The sequence below is a fragment of the Pseudomonas sp. BLCC-B112 genome, assembly GCF_028550695.1.
Lineage (GTDB): Bacteria > Pseudomonadota > Gammaproteobacteria > Pseudomonadales > Pseudomonadaceae > Aquipseudomonas > Aquipseudomonas danubii.
The window spans coordinates 95,446-115,881 of record NZ_JAQQGK010000008.1; the positions used below are offsets into that span (position 1 = coordinate 95,446).

Here is a 20,436-nt window from a genome sequence, read left to right on the forward strand (position 1 = left end):
GGTTCAGCGATATGCCGTGGCGATTCCCCGGCGTTCGCTCAGGCAGTCCGCCTCTCCCAGTTCGAACTCGCGGCAGATCAGCGGCCGCAACTCATAGATAGTGCAGCGCATGCTGTCGCGATCCAGTGCTGCGCACCAGCCGTCGCCCAGGCGGCGCATGACTTCGCCCCCCCAGTCATCGGTTTCTATAAAGCGCTCGGGCACCCCGGTGTCAGTGATCAGCATCACTTCCAGCTGGCAGCAGCAAGCGGCGCAGGTCGAGCAACTGATGGCCGGTTCGGGGATGGGGGTAACGGGGATGTTAGTCATAGGCGCGCAGTGTAAGGCAGTGGGCCAGGGCTGTGTGAGAGCCCTGACGGACGCTCAGTCCTGAGGGGCCGGTTGCGGTGCTTCTTCGGTGGGACGCGCAAGCACGTGAAACAGCGGCAGCAGTACTCCCCAGAGCAGGCCCAGCCCCAGCAAGGTCGGCCACAGGCCATAGGCAAAGGTCACTCCGGCCAAGCGGCCGCCAGCGTAATAGGACAGTGGTCCGCACAGCGCCCCGAGGATACTGGCCAGCCACCAGGGACGTGCCGTCCATGCCAGGCAGTGGCGCAGGGTGGTGCCCAGCAAGATCCAGAGCAGCATCAGCCATAGGGGAATCAGCAGGCTTACTTGCTGGAACTGAAACACCCCCAGCCAGTGCAGGAAGCTGTCCAGGGTGATGCCGATCAGGGCGACGCCGACAATCATCCGACTTTCCCCGGCCCAACTGCCGATCCAGCGAAAATGCGCCAGCAGGATCGCCACCCCCAGCAGCAGCCAGGCGCTGTCGCCAGACAGCACGCAGATGAACCAGCCCAGCTGGAACAGCAGGGCGTTGGCCAGTTGCTTACGCATCGAAACGGCCCAGCAAAGGTTGTGGCACTGCCGAGGGTTTGGCCAGGAGCATCTGCGCGGTGCCAATGCTGCGCTCCAGGAAGCCGCCTTCGCAGTAGCACAGGTAGAACTCCCACAGCCGCAGGAAGTACTGGTCATAGCCCAGCTCGCTCAGGCGGCTGTGGGCGCGACGGAAGTTCTCATGCCACAGGCGTAGGGTCCGGGCGTAGTGCAGGCCGAAGTCCTCCATGTGCAGCAGATTCATGTCGGTGTCGCGACCGACCACTTCGAGCATCTTTTGCACGCTGGGCAGCGCGCCGCCAGGGAAGATGTAGCGTTGGATGAAGTCCACGCCGTTCTTCGCCTGTTCATAACGCTGGTCGCGGATGGTGATGGCTTGCAGCAGCATCAGGCCGTTGCTTTTCAGCAACTGCGCGCACTGCTTGAAGTAGGTGGGCAGGAAGCGATGGCCCACGGCTTCGATCATCTCGATGGACACCAGCTTGTCGTATTGCCCGGTGAGGTCGCGATAGTCCTCCAGCAGCAGGGTGATCCGATCCTGCAGGCCGGCGGCGTCGATGCGTTGCCGGGTAAAGGCGAACTGCTCCTTGGACAGGGTGGTGGTGGTCACGCGGCAGCCGTAATGCTGGGCCGCATACAGCGCCATGCTGCCCCAGCCGGTGCCGATCTCCAGCAGGTGATCCTCGGGCTGCAAGGCGAGTTTCTGGCAGATGCGTTCCAGCTTGTTCAACTGGGCCTGCTCCAGGCTGTCTTCGTCGCTGCGAAACTGTGCGGCGGAATACATCATGGTGGGGTCGAGAAACTGCTCGAACAGCTCGTTGCCGAGGTCGTAATGGGCAGCGATGTTTTTCTGCGAGCCTTTGCGGGTGTTGCGATTGAGCCAGTGCAGGCCGCGCACCAGGGGCCGACCGAGTCGCGCCAGGCCGCCTTCCATGGCGTCCAGTACCTCAAGGTTGCTGACGAATACACGGATGACTGCCGTCAGATCCGGGGTGCTCCAGTAGCCGTGGATAAAGGCCTCACCGGCGCCGATCGAACCGCTGCTGGCTACCAGCCCCCAGGCGCTGCTGTCATGAATATGGATTTCCCCGATCAGGGTCGCGCTGTCGCTGCCAAAGACCAGGCGCTCGCCGTCTTCGATGATCAGCAGTTGTCCGTGCTTGAGTTGCGCCAATTGTCGCAGTACGCCACGGCGCAGCAGGCTGGCAGTGAGGCTGTGGGTGCTGAACAGGGTAGTTCTGGCCGATACGCTAGAGGATTTCATGGCGGCGATCCTTGGGTTGTACAGCGGCTGTGCGATAGGCGCCGTCGGCGGCCTCGTGAGGAAAGAACTTGATGCCTTTGCCGGCCAGGCGCAGGGCCTGCCAGTAGATGGCCAGGCAGGTCTTGGCGGTCATCCACGGAAAGCGCAGCAGATACCGGTGCAGGCTGCGGCGATCCAGGGGCTGGCGTTGCAGGCTGAGGGTGGCGTCGAACACCTTGGACTCGCCCTGCCAGTCGGCCATGTGCACCCCGAGCCGCTCGGCTGGTGGGCTGAAGCTCATGCGGTACTCAAGGTCCCGGGGCAGGAACGGTGACACGTGAAAGGCCTTGGCCACGGCGAAGTGCTGGTGCTCGGGAGCCGTGGCACTGCCTGGGCGGGCCGGCAGTACATATTGGTAGCGCTCGCGCCAGGGGGTGTTGGTGACCTCGCAGAGTATCGCCGCCAGTTGCCCGTCGGCCTCGAAGCAGTAGAAGAAACTCACCGGGTTGAACGCCAGGCCCCAGCTGCGTACCTGGGTCAGCAGGCGAACTGCGCCCCCGGGCACATGACCTATCGCCTGCGCCACTTGCTGGCGTACCGCGTCGATCAGGCGCATGCCCTGGCCGGTGAAGGATGTCAGGTAGTCGCTTTCACGGAAGGCGAACGGCGCGAAGCGACTCTGGCCTGCCAGGGGCGAAAGCCCCAGCACCCTGTCCTGCTCATCCAGATCCAGGTACAGCAGGCCGATGCGATAGCGGAAGGCATGGCCCTTGGGGGCAAAGCGCCGGTGACTGATCCAGCCGCTGTACAGGGCACTGTTCACAGTTGTTCACCAAAGGCCTGGGCCACGCGCAAGGCGCTGACCACGCCGTCTTCGTGGAAGCCGTTGGCCCAGTAGGCGCCGCAGTAGAAGCTGTGCTGGGCGCCTTGCAGTTCATTCCAGCGGCCCTGGGCCGCCACCGCATCTAGGCTGTATTGCGGGTGGGCGTAAGTGAAACGGGCCAGGATCTGCGTCGGGTCGATGGCTGCGGTCTGGTTGAGGCTGACGCAGAAGGTGGTGTCGCTCTTCAGGCCTTGCAGGATGTTCATGTCGTAGGTGACGGCGGCGGCTTTCTCGCCGCTGGCGTCCAGGCGGTAGTTCCAGCTGGCCCAGGCCAGGCGTCGGCGGGGCAGAAGCCGGGTATCGGTGTGCAGCACCACGTCGTTGTCGGCGTAGGGCAGGGCCTGGAGAATCTCTCGCTCGGCCTGGCTGGGGCTGGCCAGCAGTTGCAGGGCCTGGTCGCTGTGACAGGCGAACACTACCTTGTCGAAGCGCTCGCTGCCGGCGGCGCTGTGGATCAGCACGCCAGCCTCGTCGCGCTCGACTCGTTGCACCGGGCAGTCGAGGCGGATGTGCTGGCGGAACGAGGCGGTCAGCGGTTCGATGTAGCGGCTTGAGCCACCTTCGATCACGCACCACTGCGGACGGTTATTCACCGACAGCAGGCCATGGTTCTTGAAGAAGCGCACAAAGAACTGCAGGGGAAAGCCCAACATCTGCACCCGTGACATCGACCAGATCGCCGAGCCCATGGGCACGATGTAGTGCTGGATGAAACGCTCGCCGTAGCCCTGGCTTTTCAGGTAGTCGCCGAGTGTGGTGTCGGCGGCGATCCGCTGTTGCTGCAAATCGAGCAGCGACGCTTTGTTAAAGCGCAGGATGTCCCGCAGCATGCCCCAGAACCCGGGCGATAGCAGATTGCGTCGCTGGGCGAACAGACTGTTGAGGTTGTTGCCGTTGTATTCCAGGCCCGAGGCGGGATCGCACACCGAGAAACTCATCTCGGTGGGTTTGAACTTGACCCCGATCTGTCCCAGCAGGCGGATGAAGTTGGGGTAAGTCCAGTCGTTGAAGACGATGAAACCGGTGTCCACAGACTGGGTCTCGCCGTTCAGGCTGACATCCACGGTGTGGGTGTGACCGCCGATCCAGCTGCCGGCCTCATAAACCCGAATGTCATGGCGACGGTTCAGGACGTAGGCGCAGGTCAGGCCGGCAATGCCGCTACCGATAATGGCGATTTTCACGATGCACTCCCTGTGCGGGCCAGGCGTTTGGCGATGGCCAGTTGCAGGCGGCCGGGTAGCCAGGACAGCAGCTTGAGGCCGAAGATGAACGGGGCGGGGAAAGCGATCTCCAGATCCCGGTGTGACAGGCGTTTGTAGATATGCCGCGCAGCCTTGGCGGCGGGCCAGCTCATGGGCATGGCAAAGTCATTGCGCGCGGTGAGCGGGGTATCGACGAAGCCGGGACTGACCACGGTGACGTCAATGCCCTCGGCAGCCAGGTCGATGCGCAAGGATTGCAGCAGATAGCGCAAGGCTGCCTTGGAAGCGCCATAGGCGCCGGCCCGAGGCAGCGGCAGGTAGGTCACGGAGCTGGCCACCCCTACCAGATGCGGGCGATTGCCGGCGCGCAACAGCGGTAGAGCAGCCTCGATGCAATAGCTGGCGGACAGCAGGTTGCTGCTCAGCACGCGCTCGATCAGCGTCGCGTCAAATTGCTGCACCTCGATGTATTCACAGGTCCCGGCATTGAGGATCGCGGTGTCCAGTGCGCCCCAGGCCTGGGCGATACGCTTGCCGATCTCGCGCACCTGCAGGGCGTCGGTGAGATCGCCGGGCACCACCAGCACCCGGCCCGGATAACGCAGGGCCAGCGCTTCCAGGGGCTCGCGCGAGCGAGCGCTGACGGCCAATTGGGCGCCAGTCTTGAGCAGTTCTTCGGCCAGCGCCGCACCGATGCCGCTGCTGGCGCCGGTGAGCCAGATCCGCCGTGGCATTGCAGGGTTCATCCGAGCCTCCTTTTCAACCAGGCAATCACCGCACCGAGTAGCGGCAGATGTTCATAGAGCAAGGCACCGGCGTCGAAATAGTCCCGATGACGGTAGACCTTGCCGTCGCGCCAGTGCAGGTGCGAGCAGCCGGGGACCCGGATCATCTGGCCGCCCTTGAGGCGCGGGTGGCGGTAGCTCATGGTCCAGCGCAGATAGCCTTGGCCTTCGGTGCAGGTGTCGACACCGTGGAATTCGAAGCGCAGTTCGCTGACATTGGCGTACAGCTCTGCAAAGTAATGCCGCAAGCGTGGCAGACCATTGACCTCGTGCAGCGGGTCGGTGAACTGGATGTCCTCGCTGTAGAGCTGGTCCAGGCGTTGCAGGCTGTGCTTGTCGAGGCTGGCGAAATCCCGGGCGAAGCGGTCGAGGAAGTCACTCATGGGCGCCTCCCACATCCTGGCGCGAAGGCAGCGCCTTGAACGCCGCCAATGCCCGATCCCGGGACATCGACAGGTTGACCATAGGCGCCGGGTAATCGGCGACAGCGAACAGGCCGCCCATGGCTCCGGGGTTGTGGATATCTTTTTTGTTCAACCCCGCCAGTTGTGGCAGCCAGTGCTTGATGAAGCGTCCTTCGGCGTCGAAGCGCTCCGACTGGCTTACAGGGTTGAAGATGCGGAAGTAGGGCGCGGCGTCGGTGCCGGTGGAGGAGCTCCACTGCCAGCCGCCATTGTTCGCTGCCAGGTCGCCGTCGATCAGGTGGCGCATGAAGAAACGCTCGCCCTCGCGCCAGTCGATCAACAGATTCTTGGTCAGGAACATGGCCACCACCATCCGCAGGCGATTGTGCATCCAGCCGGTTTCCAGCAGTTGGCGCATGGCGGCGTCGATGATCGGCAGGCCGGTGCGGCCTTCCTGCCAGGCGGCGAGTTCCTCAGGGGCGTCGCGCCAGGCCACAGCTTCGGTTTCCGGGCGAAAGGCACGGTGCCGGGAAACACGTGGGTAGCCCACCAGGATGTGTTTGTAGAACTCGCGCCACAGCAGTTCGTTGATCCAGGTGACGGCCCCGGGATTACCGCTTTCGAACTCTCCCTGGTTACAGCGCAAGGCAGCGTGCAGGCACTGGCGGGGCGAGATCACCCCGGCGGCGAGGTAGGGTGAAAGCTGACTGGTGCCGGGCTTGGCCGGGAAGTCGCGTTCGCTCTGGTAGTAGTCGATCTGCTCGTCGGTGAACTGTTGCAGACGGCCCAGGGCTTGATCTTCACCTGCCGGCCACAGATCACGCAGTGACTGGCTGGGGCGTGGGAAGCCATCGATATGGCGGGGTACAGGATCGGCTTGGATCGACAGTGGCGATTGCGCCTTAGGGCTGGCGACCAGGGCTGGCAGCGCGCTGTGCAAGCGGCTGTAGCAGACCTTGCGGAACTGGCTGAACACCTGGAAGTAGCCGCCGCTCTGGGTCAGCACGCTGCCGGGCTGGAACAGTAACTGATCGAGGTAACCCTGGACGCTGATGTCGGCTTCTTCCAGGACCCTGGTCACGGCGGCATCGCGGCGGCTCTCGTGAATGCCGTACTCCTGGTTGAAGTGCAGCATGCGTACCTGCAGTTGCCGGCACAGTTCCAGCAGGACGTGGGGCGCCTGGTCCCAGGTGGCTGCGCTGCGAATCAGCAGAGGAATGTTCAGCCGGCCCAGGGCAGTGCTCAGGTGCTGCAGGTTGCGCAGCCAGAAGTCGACCTTGCAGGGGGCATCGTCATGTGCTTGCCATTGTTCCGGGCTCAGCAGGTACACGGCCACGGTGGGGCCACGCTGGGTGGCGGCGCAGAGGGCGGTGTTGTCATGTAGGCGCAGGTCGCTGCGCAGCCAGATCAATTGCATGCTGATTCCCGGTTCAAAAGAGTCCTCGCTCAAGCAGCGCCTGGCAGGCCGAGATCGGGTCCTGGGCCAGGTACAGATCAGCGATTTCAGTGATACATACGGACCAGTCGTAGGGGTGGATGCACACCGCGGGTCCGGCGATGATTTTTTTGCAGGCAATGCCGTTGAGCAGCCTGGGCAACAGCGCAGGATTGAGCGCCTTGCTGGAATACAGCAGCAGGCCGCGGGCTTGCAGGCGTTCGATGGCCAGGGCCAGTTCGGCGCCGGGCAGCGGCCAGTCGAAGACCTCCACCGGGCAGTCGGCACTGCTGGCCAGCCAGGCGGTCAGCCATAGATGGGGTTCCAGGGCCAGGTCCGACTGGTTGACCAGCAGCAGCGGTGGGCCCTGCAGTTGGCGGTTGTTGTGGTAGATCCGCGCGCCCAGCTTGCTGCGCAGCCAGGAGTAGAAAAACACCTGTTCCATCTGGCTGCCGAACTGGCCCTGCCAGTGTTGCTCCAGCTCCGCCAGCAGCGGCATCAGCAGGTGTTCGCACAGTGTGCGGGGTGGGTACAGCGCCATGGCTTGGTTGAAGGTGTCGTCGACCTTGCGTTCGGCCAATTGGCTGATGGCCAGGCTCAGGGTCTGACGCAGGCGCTGCCAGTCATTCTCGGCCGGTGTGCTGGCGGTGGGGGCACTGTCCAGCAGGTGCTTGACCTGGCTGACCGCGACCCCGCGATTGAGCCAGGTAAGGATGGTCTGGATCTCCAGCACCTGATCCTGGGAATACAGGCGATGACCCTTGGGCGTACGCAAGGGCACGATCAATCCGTAGCGGCGCTCCCAGGCCCGCAGGGTTACGGCGTTGACCCCGGTCTGGCGCGCCACTTCGCGAATCGGCAGCCAACCCTGATCCAGGGCGCGGCGGTACTGGGCGCTGTTGTCGGCTTCTTGAGCGGGTTGTTTCATGGCTCAGATCGCGTTGCGCAGGCTGAGGTTTTCCGGGTGTGGCTGCAGGTACAGCTGCTGGGCGATGTAGGGATCGGGGTGCTGGCGAAAGTGGTGCTTGAGCAGGGTCAGCGGCACGACTAGAGGCACGATGCCGTGGCGGTACTGGCCGATCACGTGTTGCACTTCCTGCTTGTCTTCGGGGCTGATGGACTGCTTGAGATAGCCGCTCAGGTGCTGCAGCACATTGCTGTGGGTGCCCCGGGTCGCGCATTTGCTCAAGGCCGCCATCAGCTCGCTGAAATAGCGCGGGCCGATCAGGTTCGGATCGCCCTTGCCCATGCTGCCCAGCAGATTGCCCAGGGTCTTGTACTGCACGGGATGGTGAGCCATCAGCAGGTATTTGCAGCGCGAGTGGAAGTCGGTGAGGGCGCGGCGGGTCAGGCCTTGCTTGAGCAGTGCCTGCCAGTCGCGATAGACGTAGACCCGGGTCAGGAAGTTTTCCCGCAGGACCGGGTCGTTCAGGCGTCCGGCTTCTTCCACCGGCAGATCGGGGTGCTGTGCGCAGAATGCCTGGGCGTAGATGCCCCGGCCGCCGTTTCTATGGGGAATGCCATTGACCTGGTACACCTTGACCCGCTCCAGACCACAGGATGGCGAGTTCTGCATGAAGATGTAGCCACAGATGTCATTTACCTGGGCCGCCATGCGCTCGCCGTATTCCGCCAGGGGCAAGGTGACATCCAGGCTGGCGTCCACGGTGCCTACGGCCCGGGGTTGCTCAGGGTCGCCGACCAGCCGAATAGGTTCGCGGGGGGTGCCCATGCCGATCGCGACTTCCGGGCACAGGGGCACGAAATCGAAGTAGTCGCTGAGTACTCGGCTGCACAGGCGAGACTCCTTGTGCCCACCGTTGTAGCGGACCTCGACGCCCATCAGGCAGGCGCTGATGGCAATTTTCGGCTTGGCGGACATGATGCAACCTCCGGGGTTTACCTGTACAAAAACGAAACGTTGTACAACTTGTCTTCATCATAGAATTAAAGTTGTACAAGTCAATTTATTTGTACAGGTATTGCCCGGCAGGTTGTCGAATTACTGCCAGCCCATTCGCCAGTCGCTGTCGTTGAGCAGGGTTTGCCAGCTTAGGCGCTGGCTGCGCCGGGTGAGTACGGCTTGCAGTTCGATGTCCAGCACGGTGCCTTCTTCGTCGCAGAAAAGCTCAGTGACCAGAAAGTGTTTCTCGCGGTGTTGCGGGTGGGCTGCTGTCCATTTCGACAGCAGCAGTTTGCGCGGGTTGAGTCGATTCACTGCAGGCTCTCGTGCAAACGGCGTGCGGCTTCCTGGCCACTGAGCCAAGCGCCTTCGACCCGGCCGGACAGGCACCAGTCGCCACATACGTACAGCCCCAGGTCGGCATCGGCCAGGGCACCCCATTCATGGCTGGCGGCCGGTCTTGCGTAGAGCCAGCGATGGGCCAGGCTAAAGGTTGGGGCGGGCATGACACTGTGCAGCAATTCGGCGAAGGCCCCGTGCAATTGCTCGGTCACGGCCTCTTTGCTGAGGTCGATGTGTTGCCGGCTCCAGGCACTGGTGGCGTGCAGTATCCAGGTGTCGAGATGGCTGTCGCGTCCGGGCTTGCTGCGGTTGCGGGCCAGCCAGTCCAGCGGGCTGTCCTGGACGAAGCAGCCTTCCATGGGGGTTTCCAGGGGCGTATCGAAGGCCAGTGCGACAGCCCAGGTCGGGTCCATTTTCACCCCGGCGGCGACTCCGGCGAGCTTCGGCGCGGCGGCCAGCAAAGCGGTGGCTTGCGGTGCCGGCGTGGCGATCACTACGTGGCTGAAGGGGCCGTGGGTAAAGCCTTCGGCGTCCTGCAGGTGCCAGTGCTGTTCGCCACGGAAGACTTCAGTGATGCGGCAGGCGAAGTGCACTTCGAGGTCGCCGATCAGGGCGCGGGTGATGGCGCTCATGCGTGGCGTGCCGACCCAGCGGGTCTGTTCATCGGGAGAAGGGCTGAGTTGTCCGCCGTGGGAGTTGTAGAGTTGCGGCGCCCATTCGGCGACCCAGCCCTTGGCTTGCCAGCGCTGGACTTCGGTAACGAAACGGCGGTCGCGAGCGGTAAAATACTGGGCCCCCAGGTCCAGGCTGCCGGCATCGCTGCGTTTGCTCGACATGCGCCCACCGCTGCCGCGGCTCTTGTCGAAGAGTTGGACGCTGTGCCCGGCATCTCGAAGTGCCTGGGCGGCGGAGAGTCCGGCGATGCCGGTACCAATGATTGCGATGGGTACTGTCATAGGGGCCTCGTTTACCAGTCTGTACAGATTACGCCGCTACTAAAACCTGTACAATATTGTTTTTTGGTATAGCTTTCGGCGTCATCGGTTGTGCAAGTTGTCTATCGTTAAGTCACAGCCTGTCCGATTGAAAAGATCCCTGCCTATAAAAATAGACTAGTGATTCGGGTAAAACGCCACGCGAGGAAGATGTCATGCATATATTGCTGACCGGCGGTACTGGTTTGATCGGGCGTGCGCTGTGCCGTTACTGGCAGGCCCAGGGTCACCAATTGAGTGTATGGACGCGCCATCCCGAAAAAGTGGCCGCTCTGTGCGGTCCCCAAGTGCGGGCCATCAGAACTTTGCAAGAGCTGGACCAGGCGCCGCTGGATGCGGTGATCAATCTGGCCGGAGCGCCGATTGCCGATCGGCCCTGGACCCACAAGCGCAAGGCGCTGCTGTGGAGCAGCCGTATTGCCCTCACCGAAACCCTGCTGGCCTGGCTTGAAACTCGCGAGCATAAACCCCGGGTTCTGGTTTCTGGCTCGGCAGTAGGTTGGTATGGCGACGGTGGCGAGCGGGAACTGAGCGAGGATTCACCTCCGGTCAACGAGGATTTTGCCAGCCAGTTGTGCATTGCCTGGGAAGAAACCGCTCAGCGGGCCGAGGCCTTGGGCGTGCGCGTAGTGCTGGTGCGCACCGGTTTGGTGCTGTCGTCCGAGGGCGGCTTTTTGTCGCGCCTGCTGCTGCCGTTCAAGCTGGGGCTGGGCGGGCCGATCGGTAACGGTCGGCAATGGATGCCGTGGATTCATATCGATGACCAAATCGCCCTGATTGATTTTCTTGTGCATCAGGATGAGGCACGGGGTCCTTATAATGCCTGCGCGCCGAAGCCGGTGCGCAACCGTGAGTTCGCCAAGAGCCTGGGGCGGGTGCTGCGCCGGCCGGCGCTGATACCGCTGCCGGCCTTTGTCTTGCGCCTGGCGCTGGGTGAGCTGTCGTTGCTGTTGCTGGGCGGCCAGCGTGCCGTTCCCGCGCGTTTGCTGGAGACGGGTTTCACTTTCCAGTTCACTGATTTGTCCGCGGCCCTGGACGATGTGTCCAGCCGCCTTTGAAATAGGACGTTGCATGACCGATCACGCGTTGCTCCTGGTCAATCTCGGTTCGCCGGCCTCCACTTCGGTGGCGGATGTGCGCAGCTACCTCAACCAATTTCTCATGGACCCTTATGTCATCGACCTGCCTTGGCCGGTGCGGCGCTTGCTGGTGTCGCTGATCCTGATCAAGCGCCCGGAGCAGTCTGCCCACGCCTATGCATCGATCTGGTGGGAGGACGGTTCGCCGTTGGTGGTGCTCAGCCGCCGGTTGCAACAGGTGATGAGCGAGCAGTGGAAACAGGGGCCAGTGGAGCTGGCAATGCGTTATGGCCAGCCTTCGATCGAGTCGGCACTGCTCAAGTTGGTGGCCCAGGGGCAGAAGAAAATCACCCTGGCACCGCTCTATCCACAGTTCGCCGACAGTACCGTGACCACGGTGATCGAAGAGGCCAAGCGTGTGGTGCGCGAGCACAAGCTGGATGTGCAGTTCAGCGTGCTGCAACCCTTCTACGATCAGCCGGAGTACATCGAGGCCCTGGCGGCCAGCGCCAGACCCTACCTGGCCCAGGAGCATGATCATCTGCTGCTGAGCTTTCACGGTCTGCCGGAGCGGCACCTGACCAAACTGGACCCGACCGGCCAGCATTGCTTCAAGGATGCCGACTGTTGCCGCAACGCCTCTGCGCAGGTGCTGGCCACCTGTTACCGCGCTCAGTGCATGCGGACGGCCTCGGCCCTGGCCGAGCATCTGGGGTTGGCGCAAGGCTCCTGGTCGGTGTCGTTCCAGTCGCGTTTGGGGCGGGCCAAATGGATCGAGCCCTACACCGAGGCACGGCTTGATGAGTTGGCCAAGCAGGGGGTGAAGAAGGTCATGGTGATGTGCCCGGCTTTTGTTGCCGATTGCATCGAGACCCTGGAGGAAATTGGTGATCGCGGTCGTGAGCAGTTCCGCGAAGCCGGAGGTGAGGATCTGGTGTTGATCCCGTGCCTGAATGACGACCCGCAATGGGCGCAGGCCTTGAACACCTTGTGCGCCAGGGCGCCGTTGGCGTTGTAAACAGCTTCGCCGGCAAGCCAGCTCCTGCGGAGCGGACTTGCCGGCGAACGCGTCTTCAGATCAGAGGCTCGTCGGCCTTCTTGTTCTTCCAGCCGTCATTACCCGGCAGTACCAGATTCAGCACGATGGCGACGATGGCGCACAGGGCAATGCCCTTGAGGCCGAAGTCGTCCGGACCGGTGCCGGTTCCTACCAGTACGCCGCCGATGCCGAACACCAGGGTCACCGAAACGATCACCAGGTTGCGGGCTTCCCCCAGATCGATCTTGTGACGGATCAGGGTGTTCATGCCCACCGCTGCAATTGAACCGAACAGCAGGCAGAGAATCCCGCCCATCACCGGCACCGGGATGCTTTGCAGCAGCGCGCCGAACTTGCCGATAAAGGCCAGGGTGATGGCGAAGACCGCCGCCCAGGTCATGATTTTCGGGTTGTAGTTCTTGGTCAGCATCACCGCGCCAGTCACTTCGGCATAGGTGGTGTTGGGCGGACCGCCGAACAGGCCGGCAGCAGTGGTGGCGATGCCGTCACCGAACAGCGTGCGATGCAGGCCGGGCTTCTTCAGGTAGTCGCGACCGGTCACGCTGCCGACGGCAATCACCCCGCCGATGTGTTCAATGGCCGGCGCCAGGGCCACCGGGACAATGAACAGGATCGCCTGCCAGTTAAACTCCGGGGCGGTGAAGTGCGGCAGCGCCAGCCAGGGAGCGGCGGCGATCTTCGCGGTGTCCACCACGCCGAAGTAGAAGGACAGGGCAAAGCCCACCAGCACCCCGGAAATAATCGGCACCAGGCGGAAGATGCCTTTGCCGAACACCGCGACAATCAGCGTGGTGAGCAGCGCCGGCATCGAGATCATCATCGCCGTCTGGTAATGAATCAGCTCACTGCCGTCGCCAGCCTTGCCCATGGCCATGTTGGCGGCGATCGGGGCCATGGCCAGGCCGATGGAGATGATCACCGGGCCGATGACCACGGGTGGCAGCAGGCGGTCGATGAAACCGGTGCCCTTGATCTTCACCGCGAGGCCCAGAAAGGTGTAGACGAAGCCCGCCGCCATCACCCCGCCCATGGTCGCCGCGAGGCCGAACTGGCCCTTGGCGAGAATGATCGGAGTGATGAAGGCAAAGCTTGACGCCAGGAAGACCGGCACCTGGCGGCCGGTCACTACCTGGAACAACAGAGTCCCGAGACCCGCCGTGAACAGCGCCACGTTCGGGTCAAGACCGGTAATCAGCGGCATCAACACCAGGGCACCAAAGGCCACGAAGAGCATCTGCGCGCCAGACAATACCTGGCGCCAGAGCGGATCGTTGAACTCATCCTGCATGATCAGGAGTCCTTCTGCTTGGTGCCGAAGATCTTGTCACCGGCATCACCCAGGCCTGGAATGATGTAGCCATGCTCGTTGAGCTTCTGATCGATGGAAGCGGTGTAGATGGTCACATCCGGGTGCGCCTGCTCGACGGCGGCGATGCCTTCGGGGGCGGCCACCAGGACCATGGCGCGGATATCCCGGCAGCCGGCTTTTTTCAGCAGGTCGATGGTGGCAACCATGGAGCTGCCTGTGGCCAGCATCGGGTCAATGATCATCGCCAGACGTTCGTCGATCTCCGGAACCAGTTTTTCCAGGTAGGTGTGAGCCTGCAGGGTTTCTTCGTTGCGGGCCACGCCCACGGCGCTGACCTTGGCGCCCGGGATCAGGCTCAGCACGCCTTCGAGCATGCCGATACCGGCGCGCAGGATCGGTACTACGGTAATCTTCTTGCCGGCGATTTTTTCGACCTGGACAGGGCCGCACCAGCCTGGAATCTCGTAGCTTTCCAGGGGCAGGTCTTTGGTGGCTTCGTACGTCAGCAGGGCACCGACTTCCTGAGCGAGCTCGCGAAAGTTCTTCGTGCTAATGTCTGCGCGGCGCATAAGGCCAAGTTTGTGTCGGATCAGCGGATGGCGGATCTCACGGATGGGCATAGGGAAAGGCTCCGGCGGCGGGCAAAAAAAACGGCCTAGATTAATCTATCCGGGGTTGTTGTCCTATAGACATAAAGTACGTTAGTCCAGAAACGCTTGATCTGATCGGGCCGGATGCGTACCTTTGCCCGCTTTTCCGAAACTGCCACCCCCTTGGAGAGCGCCATGTCCGCTGATCTCGAGCATATCCGTCAAATCATGCGCGAGGCTGACTGCCTGTACACCGAAGCTGAAGTCGAGGCGGCCATCGCCCGTGTCGGTGCACAAATCACTGAAGAACTGGCTGAGCGTAATCCGGTGGTGTTCTGCGTCATGAACGGCGGCCTGATCTTCGCCGGCAAACTGCTGACTCACCTGCAGTTCCCCCTGGAAGCCTCCTACCTGCACGCCACTCGCTATCGCAACGAAACCAGCGGCGGCGAGCTGTTCTGGAAGTCCAAGCCGGAAGTCTCCTTTATTGATCGCGACGTGCTGATCATCGACGACATTCTTGATGAAGGTCACACCCTGGGCGCCATCATCGACTTCTGCAAGCACGCCGGTGCCCGTGCGGTGCACACCGCGGTGCTGATCGACAAGGAACACGATCGCAAGGCCCGTCCGGACCTGAAGGCCGACTACATGGGCCTGCCTTGCGTCGACCGCTACGTCTTCGGCTACGGCATGGACTACAAAGGCTACTGGCGCAACGCAGCCGGCATTTACGCCGTGAAGGGGATGTAAGACATGTCCGGGCCGAGCTTTCTCGATCAAGCGTTGTTCAGCGACCTGGCTGAGAAGGCCTCGGCCAATCCCCGTGGTCGTCAGCACCACAACTTCCATGCCATGGAAGAGCCCTGCCATCGCATGGCAGTGGGGCTGCAACCTTGCACCTACGTTCCGCCGCACCGGCACCTGAGTGCAGACAAGGCCGAGACTCTGCTGGTGCTCAAGGGGCGGCTTGGTGTGCTGATTTTCGATGAGGCGGGCCAGGTGCTGGGCAAGCGGGTCTTGCAGGCCGGTGGTGACTGCGTCGGTGTCGATCTGCCGGCCGGGGTTTTCCATGGCCTGGTGGTGCTTGAGCCCGACAGCCTGATGTTCGAATGCAAGGCCGGGCCTTACCGTCCGGTGGGCGAGGGCGAACAGGCCAGTTGGGCGCCTCGTGAAGGCGAGCCGGGAGTGGCGCAATACCACGCCTGGATGCGTGCGCAATTCGACTGATTGTGTTCCCCCGTTTGTCGTATCCGCAGCCTGCGGCGGGCGCCTCAGACTGCGGTGCAGGATTTGCAGCAAAAACCCATGCTAGAGTGCTCAGCCCTTGATTGGAGCCTGTCATGAGCCTATTGATTCGCACTAGCGCGGCCCTTCTTCTGAGCTTGAGCCTGCCCCTGGCAGCCGCCCCGGCGCCTCTGCACGGGCAATTCTTGCCGCCTGACGACCTGACCCTGCGCGACTCGGTCCCTGAACAGCAGCAGCTGTTGCAGGTGACCGAGTATTCCGTGGTGATCGGCAGCCAGCGCCAATCCAATCAGCAGCCGATTCCGGTGACATCGACGGTGTGGGTGCGCCTCAAGGGCAAGCCGCTGAACAAGGGGGCCACCATCAGCCAGGTACTGGTGAATTTCGACGGTGAAAGCAAAAGCCTGAAAAAGCCCCAGTACGACGCCAAGTCCAGGACCTTGACCCTGTATTACCCCCTGGCCCAGTACCGGGCAGTGATGGACCTGCTGCGTAACGACACGGTGTATTGCCAGTTTCTCAGTTATGCCAATGGTCATATCTGGGCTGACTTGCACACCGGCAGCGTGCGTCCGCGTTGAGGCCCGAGGCGGGCTGAGGGTAAACTGCCCGCCCCGTGAAATGTCTGCGAGCTGGAGTCGGCGATGCGTAAAGATAAGAAACAAGTGATTGGTGACGAGATCAGCGACGAGCAGATCAAGTTGTTCCTCGATTTCGAGCCGGTCGACGCCACTTCGCCGTCCCTGCACAAACTGATCAAGGCCTACCGTGGCCTGCGAATCGACGATTTCGAGCGCTTCCTGACCTTCTTCGTAGCAGCCGGTCTGGATCTGGATGGCAAGGATGAGCACGGCCAGACCTTCGTTGATCTGATCAAGGATCAGCGCAACGCCGCCGACTACATCGAGCTGATGGACAACGCCCGCGGCTGACCCGCTCGGAAGGCATAAAAAAACGCCCCGTCCTTTGCAGGCCGGGGCGTTTTTTATGGGCGTCAGATCAGGCGCAGCTTTCGGTTTCCTTGCTGGGCTCGACCAGTTCCAGGCTCAGGTTATTTTCGCTGTTGATCTTGTGATACAGCGCCGCGTCGGTTTCCAGGGCCTTCTCCCGCGCCGGGAAAATTTCCTTGAGCTTGGTAGCCCATTCGCCGCTGGCCTTGGCCGGGAAGCAACGCTCGATCAGCTCCAGCATGATCGACACGGTCACCGATGCACCTGGCGAAGCGCCGAGCAGGGCGGCCAGAGAACCGTCCTTGGCCGCCACCAGCTCGGTACCGAACTGCAGGATGCCGCCTTTCTTCGGGTCTTTCTTGATGATCTGCACCCGTTGCCCGGCCACTTCCAGGCGCCAGTCTTCCGCCTTGGCCTGTGGATAGAAGCGGCGCAGGGACTCCAGGCGCTGCTCCATGGACTGCATGACTTCGCTGACCAGGTATTTGGTCAGGTCCATGTTGTCCCGGGCTACGGCCAGCATTGGACCGATGTTGCCGGCGCGAACCGACATTGGCAGGTCGAGGAACGAGCCGTGCTTGAGGAACTTGGTGGTGAAGCCGGCATAAGGTCCGAACAGCAGGGATTTCTTGCCGTCGACCACGCGTGTGTCCAGGTGCGGCACCGACATCGGTGGCGAACCCACGGCGGCCTGGCTGTAGACCTTGGCCTGGTGCTGCTTGACCACTTCCGGATTGTCGCAACGCAGCCATTGGCCGCTCACCGGGAAGCCGCCAAAGCCTTTGCTTTCTTCAATGCCGGAAGCCTGCAGCAGCGGCAGGGCCGCGCCACCGGCGCCGAGGAACACGAACTTGGCGTCGACTTCGCGGCTGTTGCCGCTGTTGACGTCCTTGATGCTCACGGTCCAGCCGTTGTCCTTGTTGCGCTTGAGACCGGTCACGCGCTTGCAGTACTTGACCTGGGCATCGGGTGCGCTGGTCAGGTGCTTGAGCAACTGGTTGGTCAGGGCGCCGAAGTTGACGTCGGTGCCATTGATCACCCGGGTCGCGGCGATGGTTTCATCTGCCGGACGGCCCGGCATCATCAGCGGCATCCACTCGGCCATCTTGGCCTTGTCTTCGGTGTATTCCATGTCCGCGAAGGCATGGTGCTGGCTCAGCACTTCAAAACGCTTCTTGAGGAAGGACACACCCTTGTCGCCCTGCACGAAGCTCAGGTGCGGCACTGGGCTGATGAAGGACTTGGACGAGCCGAACGTGCCTTTCTTGGTCAGGTAGGACCAGAACTGTTTCGACACTTCGAACTGGGTATTGATGTGTACGGCTTTCTTGATGTCGATGCTGCCATCGGCGGCCTGTGGCGTGTAGTTCAGCTCACAGAGGCCTGCGTGGCCGGTACCGGCGTTGTTCCACGGGTTGGAACTCTCCGCGGCACCCGAATCCATCAGCTCGACGACTTCCAGCTTGATTGCGGGGTCGAGCTCTTTGAGCAGTACAGCGAGGGTGGCACTCATGATGCCGGCCCCAACCAATACGACGTCTACTGCTTCGTTATGCGCCATTAACGCGTCTCCAAAATCTGCAGCACCAAATTGACGGCATGGCTGCCAGGAGTGACGGGGCGGTTCACGTAATGCCCCAGGTTACCCATGGCCAGGATCGCCATGTCCGAATCTTCGCAATTCTTTGCAACTACTGCGGACGCTGCCAACCGGGCCTCAAGGTGCATATGAACGCATCTCGGGGCGCCTCAGGCAATTCGACTTATGGTCGATACATCCGCTCGTGCAACCAAATCCGTCAGCGGACAGGCTTCAAGCACCAGTTCTTGAGGAGTGCTCGGTCCTGTGTAATCGGGCTGTTGTAGAGGCCAATGGTGCCAGTTCAGACGCAAAACTATTCATTTGCTCGCCACACTCTTGTGAAGTTGTGAAAACCCGTTTTTTCACGCTCTTTTGAAGACGTGAACCTCAAAAAAGGGCTGCCTCGGCCTGGCACCTGGCCCGAGCGGTGTTGCCGGCATGCAAGGCATGCGGGCACAACGGGCAAACAGCTTTAAGTGGCCGAGCAATGGCAGCTCTGCAGATTCGCGAAAAGTGGAGGTTTGCAAGGTGGTACAGCAAGCACGCCAGCTTCACTCGATCTGTGTGGGCGGCTCTCTGTGGGCGGTGCGGGGTGCCAATGCAGTGGCGTTGGCGGTACTGCGAGGCCCGATCAGGAGACGTCCTTATAATCGGGGGGAGATTGTAACGAAGAAATGCGCAGAAATGATCCTGTTTCGTGACTTTTATTAGGCTGTTGGTCAGGTGGCCAGTATCGGTCGCACCAAGGAGCTGGCGCAGCGTGGGCTGATCCGGGCGCTGGCGGGTAATACCTGGTGCAACCAGTTCAGGCGAATCTCTTGGATTTCCACCCAACCGTCACCCACGGGAGCCGCCGGGCAGTGTTTGAAGGCGCGGCAACGGCCTTGGCCATCGAGCAGGGCAAAACTGCGGAACTGCTGACGCGGGGCGAACAGGGAGCGAAGGAAGTTCATAACCGAACACCTGTGAGTGGGTCATTGACGATAAGGGTGCCCTTGAGCCGTTACATCATGATGTATTGCGAGTGAACGGCAGGTTACAGGAACCTGGTTGTACGGCACCTGTCTGAGACTTGACTAACTCTTGCCTGAAGCTGGTTCGTCGCGGTTATGCACCGCTATACTGCGGCCCTGTTTGTGCCTGATTCCTGGAGAGATGAGCATGTTGCAACGCCTGTTGTTCGGTTTGATCACTGTGACCAGCCTGTCGCTGGTGGGTTGCGCCCACAGCCCGCAACAACTGAGCCCGGAGCCGAAGCTCACGACCCAGTTGGCCCCCGTCGGCCATGGCCAGCCGGTGGTGGTGAAAGTGGTTGATGGACGTCCATCGCCGACCCTGGGTACCCGTGGCGGTCTGTACCCGGAAACCAGCGCCATTACTGTGCAGAGCGCGCAGATCCTGCCGAAACTGCAGGCCCAGGCCGAAGCCGCGGTACGTCTGTTGGGCTTCACCCCGACCGCAGGCGGCAGCAATGCTCCGCAGTTGACCGTGACCCTGGCCGAGCTCAAGTACCAGTCGCCCAAAGAGGGCCTGTACGTGACCGAGGCCACCATTGGCGCCACTTTCCGTTCTGATGTGCAGAACGCCAACCGTCGCTACAGCGGTCGCTATGGCGCCTCCCTTGACCAGCGTTTCGGCATGGCGCCGAACCAGGACACCAATACCAAGCTGGTGAGCGACGTACTGAGCGATGCGCTGACCCGTCTGTTCAAGGACCCGACCGTCGGCCAAATCCTCGGCGAGTAAGGCGCCGCTGCGGCTTCATGCTCGCTACTGGCTCCGTCAATAAAAAGCCCGGCTGCCCATCAGGCAGCCGGGCTTTTTGCTGTTCGCGTGTCAGGCCGCCTCGACGTAGAAGTCCAGCATGCTGACGCCGGTCAGCAGATCGGTTTCCGGCAAGTCCGCATGCTGGTGTCCGCCCAGGGCGCAATACACCAGCCAATGCCGGTCCTGAACGTTGAAGGCCAGTGCGCCCACTAGCGCTTGCTGTTCTTCACTGGGGGCTATCAGGTAAAGGCGATCCTGGTTTTCTGCGTGCAGCATGACAAGCTCCGTGGGGCATCGAGGGGCAACAGACTGGCTTGTTTAGATGACGAAAAGATGACGTTTCAAATTAATTGGTCGACACCTCGTTACTGGTCGGAAAGCCCCCGCGTTTATCCGTGGATTGAGTAGAATCCGCGCCGCGGGTGCACTCGACGACCCGAATACAGGTTTCAATCGAGGTTCATGATGTCGCTGCAACTGATCTGGTCGATGTTCAACGCCCACCCTGCCAAATTGATCAACCTGCTGGCCCTACTGTTTGCTTGCCCGGGCAGTTGGCTGCTGCACGCCACTCGTTGCCGTGAACGGCGGGCCCTGGCCAACCTGGCCATCCAGAGTGAAGACCGGGGGCTGGGGCAACCCATGCTGGACCCCGCTACTTTGCGAATGAACCGATTCTTCTACCGCTTCGGTTTCGCCTGCCTGGGGCTGGCACTGCTGGTGTCCTGGATCAGTACGCGTTTCTGACCGATCCTTGAACCGCAGACATGACAACGG

25 protein-coding genes are annotated in these 20,436 nt (G+C 61.9%); 8 read left to right on the plus strand and 17 right to left on the minus strand.

All coding sequences use genetic code 11. The annotated features are described in order from the left end of the window. Window positions 1–3: 3 nt before the first annotated feature. The 12 genes from PQT43_RS21340 to PQT43_RS21395 form a co-directional block, all read right to left on the minus strand. A complete protein-coding gene (locus PQT43_RS21340) occupies window positions 4–309 on the minus strand; it encodes a YkgJ family cysteine cluster protein (protein WP_253084994.1) in 306 nt (101 codons plus the stop codon). Between the two features lie 54 nt (window positions 310–363). Beyond that, complete coding sequence (locus PQT43_RS21345; protein WP_110652228.1) at window positions 364–879, minus strand: DUF2878 domain-containing protein; 516 nt, start codon at window positions 877–879, stop codon at window positions 364–366. After that, window positions 872–2,143 carry an SAM-dependent methyltransferase gene (locus PQT43_RS21350; protein WP_102880905.1) on the minus strand — a complete coding sequence of 424 codons (1,272 nt, stop codon included), beginning with the start codon at window positions 2,141–2,143 and terminating at the stop codon, window positions 872–874. The genes PQT43_RS21345 and PQT43_RS21350 overlap by 8 nt, the downstream gene beginning before the upstream one ends. Then, window positions 2,130–2,945 (minus strand): DUF1365 domain-containing protein, encoded by an 816-nt coding sequence (locus PQT43_RS21355; RefSeq protein WP_272754547.1) that lies wholly within the window; start codon window positions 2,943–2,945, stop codon window positions 2,130–2,132. The genes PQT43_RS21350 and PQT43_RS21355 overlap by 14 nt, the downstream gene beginning before the upstream one ends. Continuing rightward, window positions 2,942–4,189 (minus strand): NAD(P)/FAD-dependent oxidoreductase, encoded by a 1,248-nt coding sequence (locus PQT43_RS21360; RefSeq protein WP_102880903.1) that lies wholly within the window; start codon window positions 4,187–4,189, stop codon window positions 2,942–2,944. The genes PQT43_RS21355 and PQT43_RS21360 overlap by 4 nt, the downstream gene beginning before the upstream one ends. Next, on the minus strand, window positions 4,186–4,956 hold the full coding sequence (locus PQT43_RS21365) for an SDR family NAD(P)-dependent oxidoreductase (RefSeq protein WP_110596335.1): 771 nt from the start codon (window positions 4,954–4,956) through the stop codon (window positions 4,186–4,188). The genes PQT43_RS21360 and PQT43_RS21365 overlap by 4 nt, the downstream gene beginning before the upstream one ends. Continuing rightward, window positions 4,953–5,378: a nuclear transport factor 2 family protein gene (locus PQT43_RS21370; RefSeq protein WP_102860266.1), complete on the minus strand. Its 426-nt coding sequence runs from the start codon at window positions 5,376–5,378 to the stop codon at window positions 4,953–4,955. Before PQT43_RS21370 ends, PQT43_RS21365 begins: the two co-directional genes overlap by 4 nt. Continuing rightward, window positions 5,371–6,816, minus strand: a complete 1,446-nt coding sequence (gene phrB, locus PQT43_RS21375; RefSeq protein ID WP_110652231.1) for a deoxyribodipyrimidine photo-lyase — start codon at window positions 6,814–6,816, stop codon at window positions 5,371–5,373. Before phrB ends, PQT43_RS21370 begins: the two co-directional genes overlap by 8 nt. Window positions 6,817–6,829: 13 nt before the next feature. Continuing rightward, window positions 6,830–7,762, minus strand: coding sequence for a MerR family transcriptional regulator (locus tag PQT43_RS21380; RefSeq protein ID WP_253084992.1), 933 nt, complete (start codon window positions 7,760–7,762; stop codon window positions 6,830–6,832). Between the two features lie 3 nt (window positions 7,763–7,765). Continuing rightward, window positions 7,766–8,716, minus strand: coding sequence for a YbgA family protein (locus tag PQT43_RS21385; protein WP_213665937.1), 951 nt, complete (start codon window positions 8,714–8,716; stop codon window positions 7,766–7,768). 120 nt (window positions 8,717–8,836) lie between these two features. Beyond that, window positions 8,837–9,052 (minus strand): TIGR02450 family Trp-rich protein, encoded by a 216-nt coding sequence (locus PQT43_RS21390; RefSeq protein WP_102860270.1) that lies wholly within the window; start codon window positions 9,050–9,052, stop codon window positions 8,837–8,839. Then, window positions 9,049–10,035, minus strand: a complete 987-nt coding sequence (locus PQT43_RS21395; protein WP_102880897.1) for an NAD(P)/FAD-dependent oxidoreductase — start codon at window positions 10,033–10,035, stop codon at window positions 9,049–9,051. Before PQT43_RS21395 ends, PQT43_RS21390 begins: the two co-directional genes overlap by 4 nt. A 194-nt stretch (window positions 10,036–10,229) precedes the next feature. Here PQT43_RS21395 and PQT43_RS21400 point away from each other — a divergent pair, with 194 nt between their 5' ends. Together PQT43_RS21400 and hemH are read left to right on the plus strand one after the other, a co-directional pair. Beyond that, on the plus strand, window positions 10,230–11,132 hold the full coding sequence (locus PQT43_RS21400) for a TIGR01777 family oxidoreductase (RefSeq protein ID WP_102880896.1): 903 nt from the start codon (window positions 10,230–10,232) through the stop codon (window positions 11,130–11,132). 13 nt (window positions 11,133–11,145) lie between these two features. After that, window positions 11,146–12,171 (plus strand): ferrochelatase, encoded by a 1,026-nt coding sequence (gene hemH / locus PQT43_RS21405; RefSeq protein ID WP_102860273.1) that lies wholly within the window; start codon window positions 11,146–11,148, stop codon window positions 12,169–12,171. A 55-nt stretch (window positions 12,172–12,226) separates the two neighbouring features. Here hemH and PQT43_RS21410 read toward each other — a convergent pair whose 3' ends face one another. Both PQT43_RS21410 and upp read right to left on the minus strand, forming a co-directional pair. Then, the gene (locus PQT43_RS21410) at window positions 12,227–13,501 is read right to left on the minus strand and encodes a uracil-xanthine permease family protein (protein WP_016965962.1); all 1,275 of its coding nucleotides are present in this window, start codon (window positions 13,499–13,501) and stop codon (window positions 12,227–12,229) included. A 2-nt stretch (window positions 13,502–13,503) separates the two neighbouring features. Next, on the minus strand, window positions 13,504–14,142 hold the full coding sequence (gene upp, locus PQT43_RS21415) for a uracil phosphoribosyltransferase (protein ID WP_011063386.1): 639 nt from the start codon (window positions 14,140–14,142) through the stop codon (window positions 13,504–13,506). Window positions 14,143–14,307: 165 nt separating this feature from the next. On the opposite strand from upp, the gene PQT43_RS21420 reads away from it, so the two are divergent. From PQT43_RS21420 to PQT43_RS21435, 4 genes are all read left to right on the plus strand, one after another. Next, window positions 14,308–14,865, plus strand: a complete 558-nt coding sequence (locus PQT43_RS21420; protein ID WP_042941423.1) for a hypoxanthine-guanine phosphoribosyltransferase — start codon at window positions 14,308–14,310, stop codon at window positions 14,863–14,865. A gap of 3 nt (window positions 14,866–14,868) precedes the next feature. Then, the gene (locus PQT43_RS21425) at window positions 14,869–15,342 is read left to right on the plus strand and encodes a WbuC family cupin fold metalloprotein (RefSeq protein ID WP_272754549.1); all 474 of its coding nucleotides are present in this window, start codon (window positions 14,869–14,871) and stop codon (window positions 15,340–15,342) included. A gap of 113 nt (window positions 15,343–15,455) precedes the next feature. Continuing rightward, window positions 15,456–15,941: a hypothetical protein gene (locus PQT43_RS21430; RefSeq protein WP_272754551.1), complete on the plus strand. Its 486-nt coding sequence runs from the start codon at window positions 15,456–15,458 to the stop codon at window positions 15,939–15,941. A gap of 63 nt (window positions 15,942–16,004) precedes the next feature. Next, window positions 16,005–16,292 (plus strand): PA4642 family protein, encoded by a 288-nt coding sequence (locus tag PQT43_RS21435; protein ID WP_102860277.1) that lies wholly within the window; start codon window positions 16,005–16,007, stop codon window positions 16,290–16,292. Window positions 16,293–16,359: 67 nt separating this feature from the next. Here PQT43_RS21435 and mqo read toward each other — a convergent pair whose 3' ends face one another. Next, window positions 16,360–17,871, minus strand: a complete 1,512-nt coding sequence (gene mqo / locus PQT43_RS21440) for a malate dehydrogenase (quinone) (protein ID WP_102860278.1) — start codon at window positions 17,869–17,871, stop codon at window positions 16,360–16,362. Between the two features lie 740 nt (window positions 17,872–18,611). After that, a complete protein-coding gene (locus PQT43_RS21445) occupies window positions 18,612–18,845 on the minus strand; it encodes a hypothetical protein (RefSeq protein WP_102860279.1) in 234 nt (77 codons plus the stop codon). 208 nt (window positions 18,846–19,053) lie between these two features. Between PQT43_RS21445 and PQT43_RS21450 the strand changes: the two genes are divergently transcribed. Beyond that, entirely contained in the window at window positions 19,054–19,638 is a 585-nt protein-coding gene (locus PQT43_RS21450) for a YajG family lipoprotein (RefSeq protein WP_102860280.1), read from the plus strand. Window positions 19,639–19,728: 90 nt separating this feature from the next. Here the strand turns inward: PQT43_RS21450 and PQT43_RS21455 are convergent, their stop codons facing one another. Further along, window positions 19,729–19,935 (minus strand): hypothetical protein, encoded by a 207-nt coding sequence (locus PQT43_RS21455; RefSeq protein ID WP_011063378.1) that lies wholly within the window; start codon window positions 19,933–19,935, stop codon window positions 19,729–19,731. A gap of 189 nt (window positions 19,936–20,124) precedes the next feature. On the opposite strand from PQT43_RS21455, the gene PQT43_RS21460 reads away from it, so the two are divergent. Beyond that, a complete protein-coding gene (locus PQT43_RS21460) occupies window positions 20,125–20,406 on the plus strand; it encodes a hypothetical protein (protein WP_267268884.1) in 282 nt (93 codons plus the stop codon). Window positions 20,407–20,436: the final 30 nt, after the last annotated feature.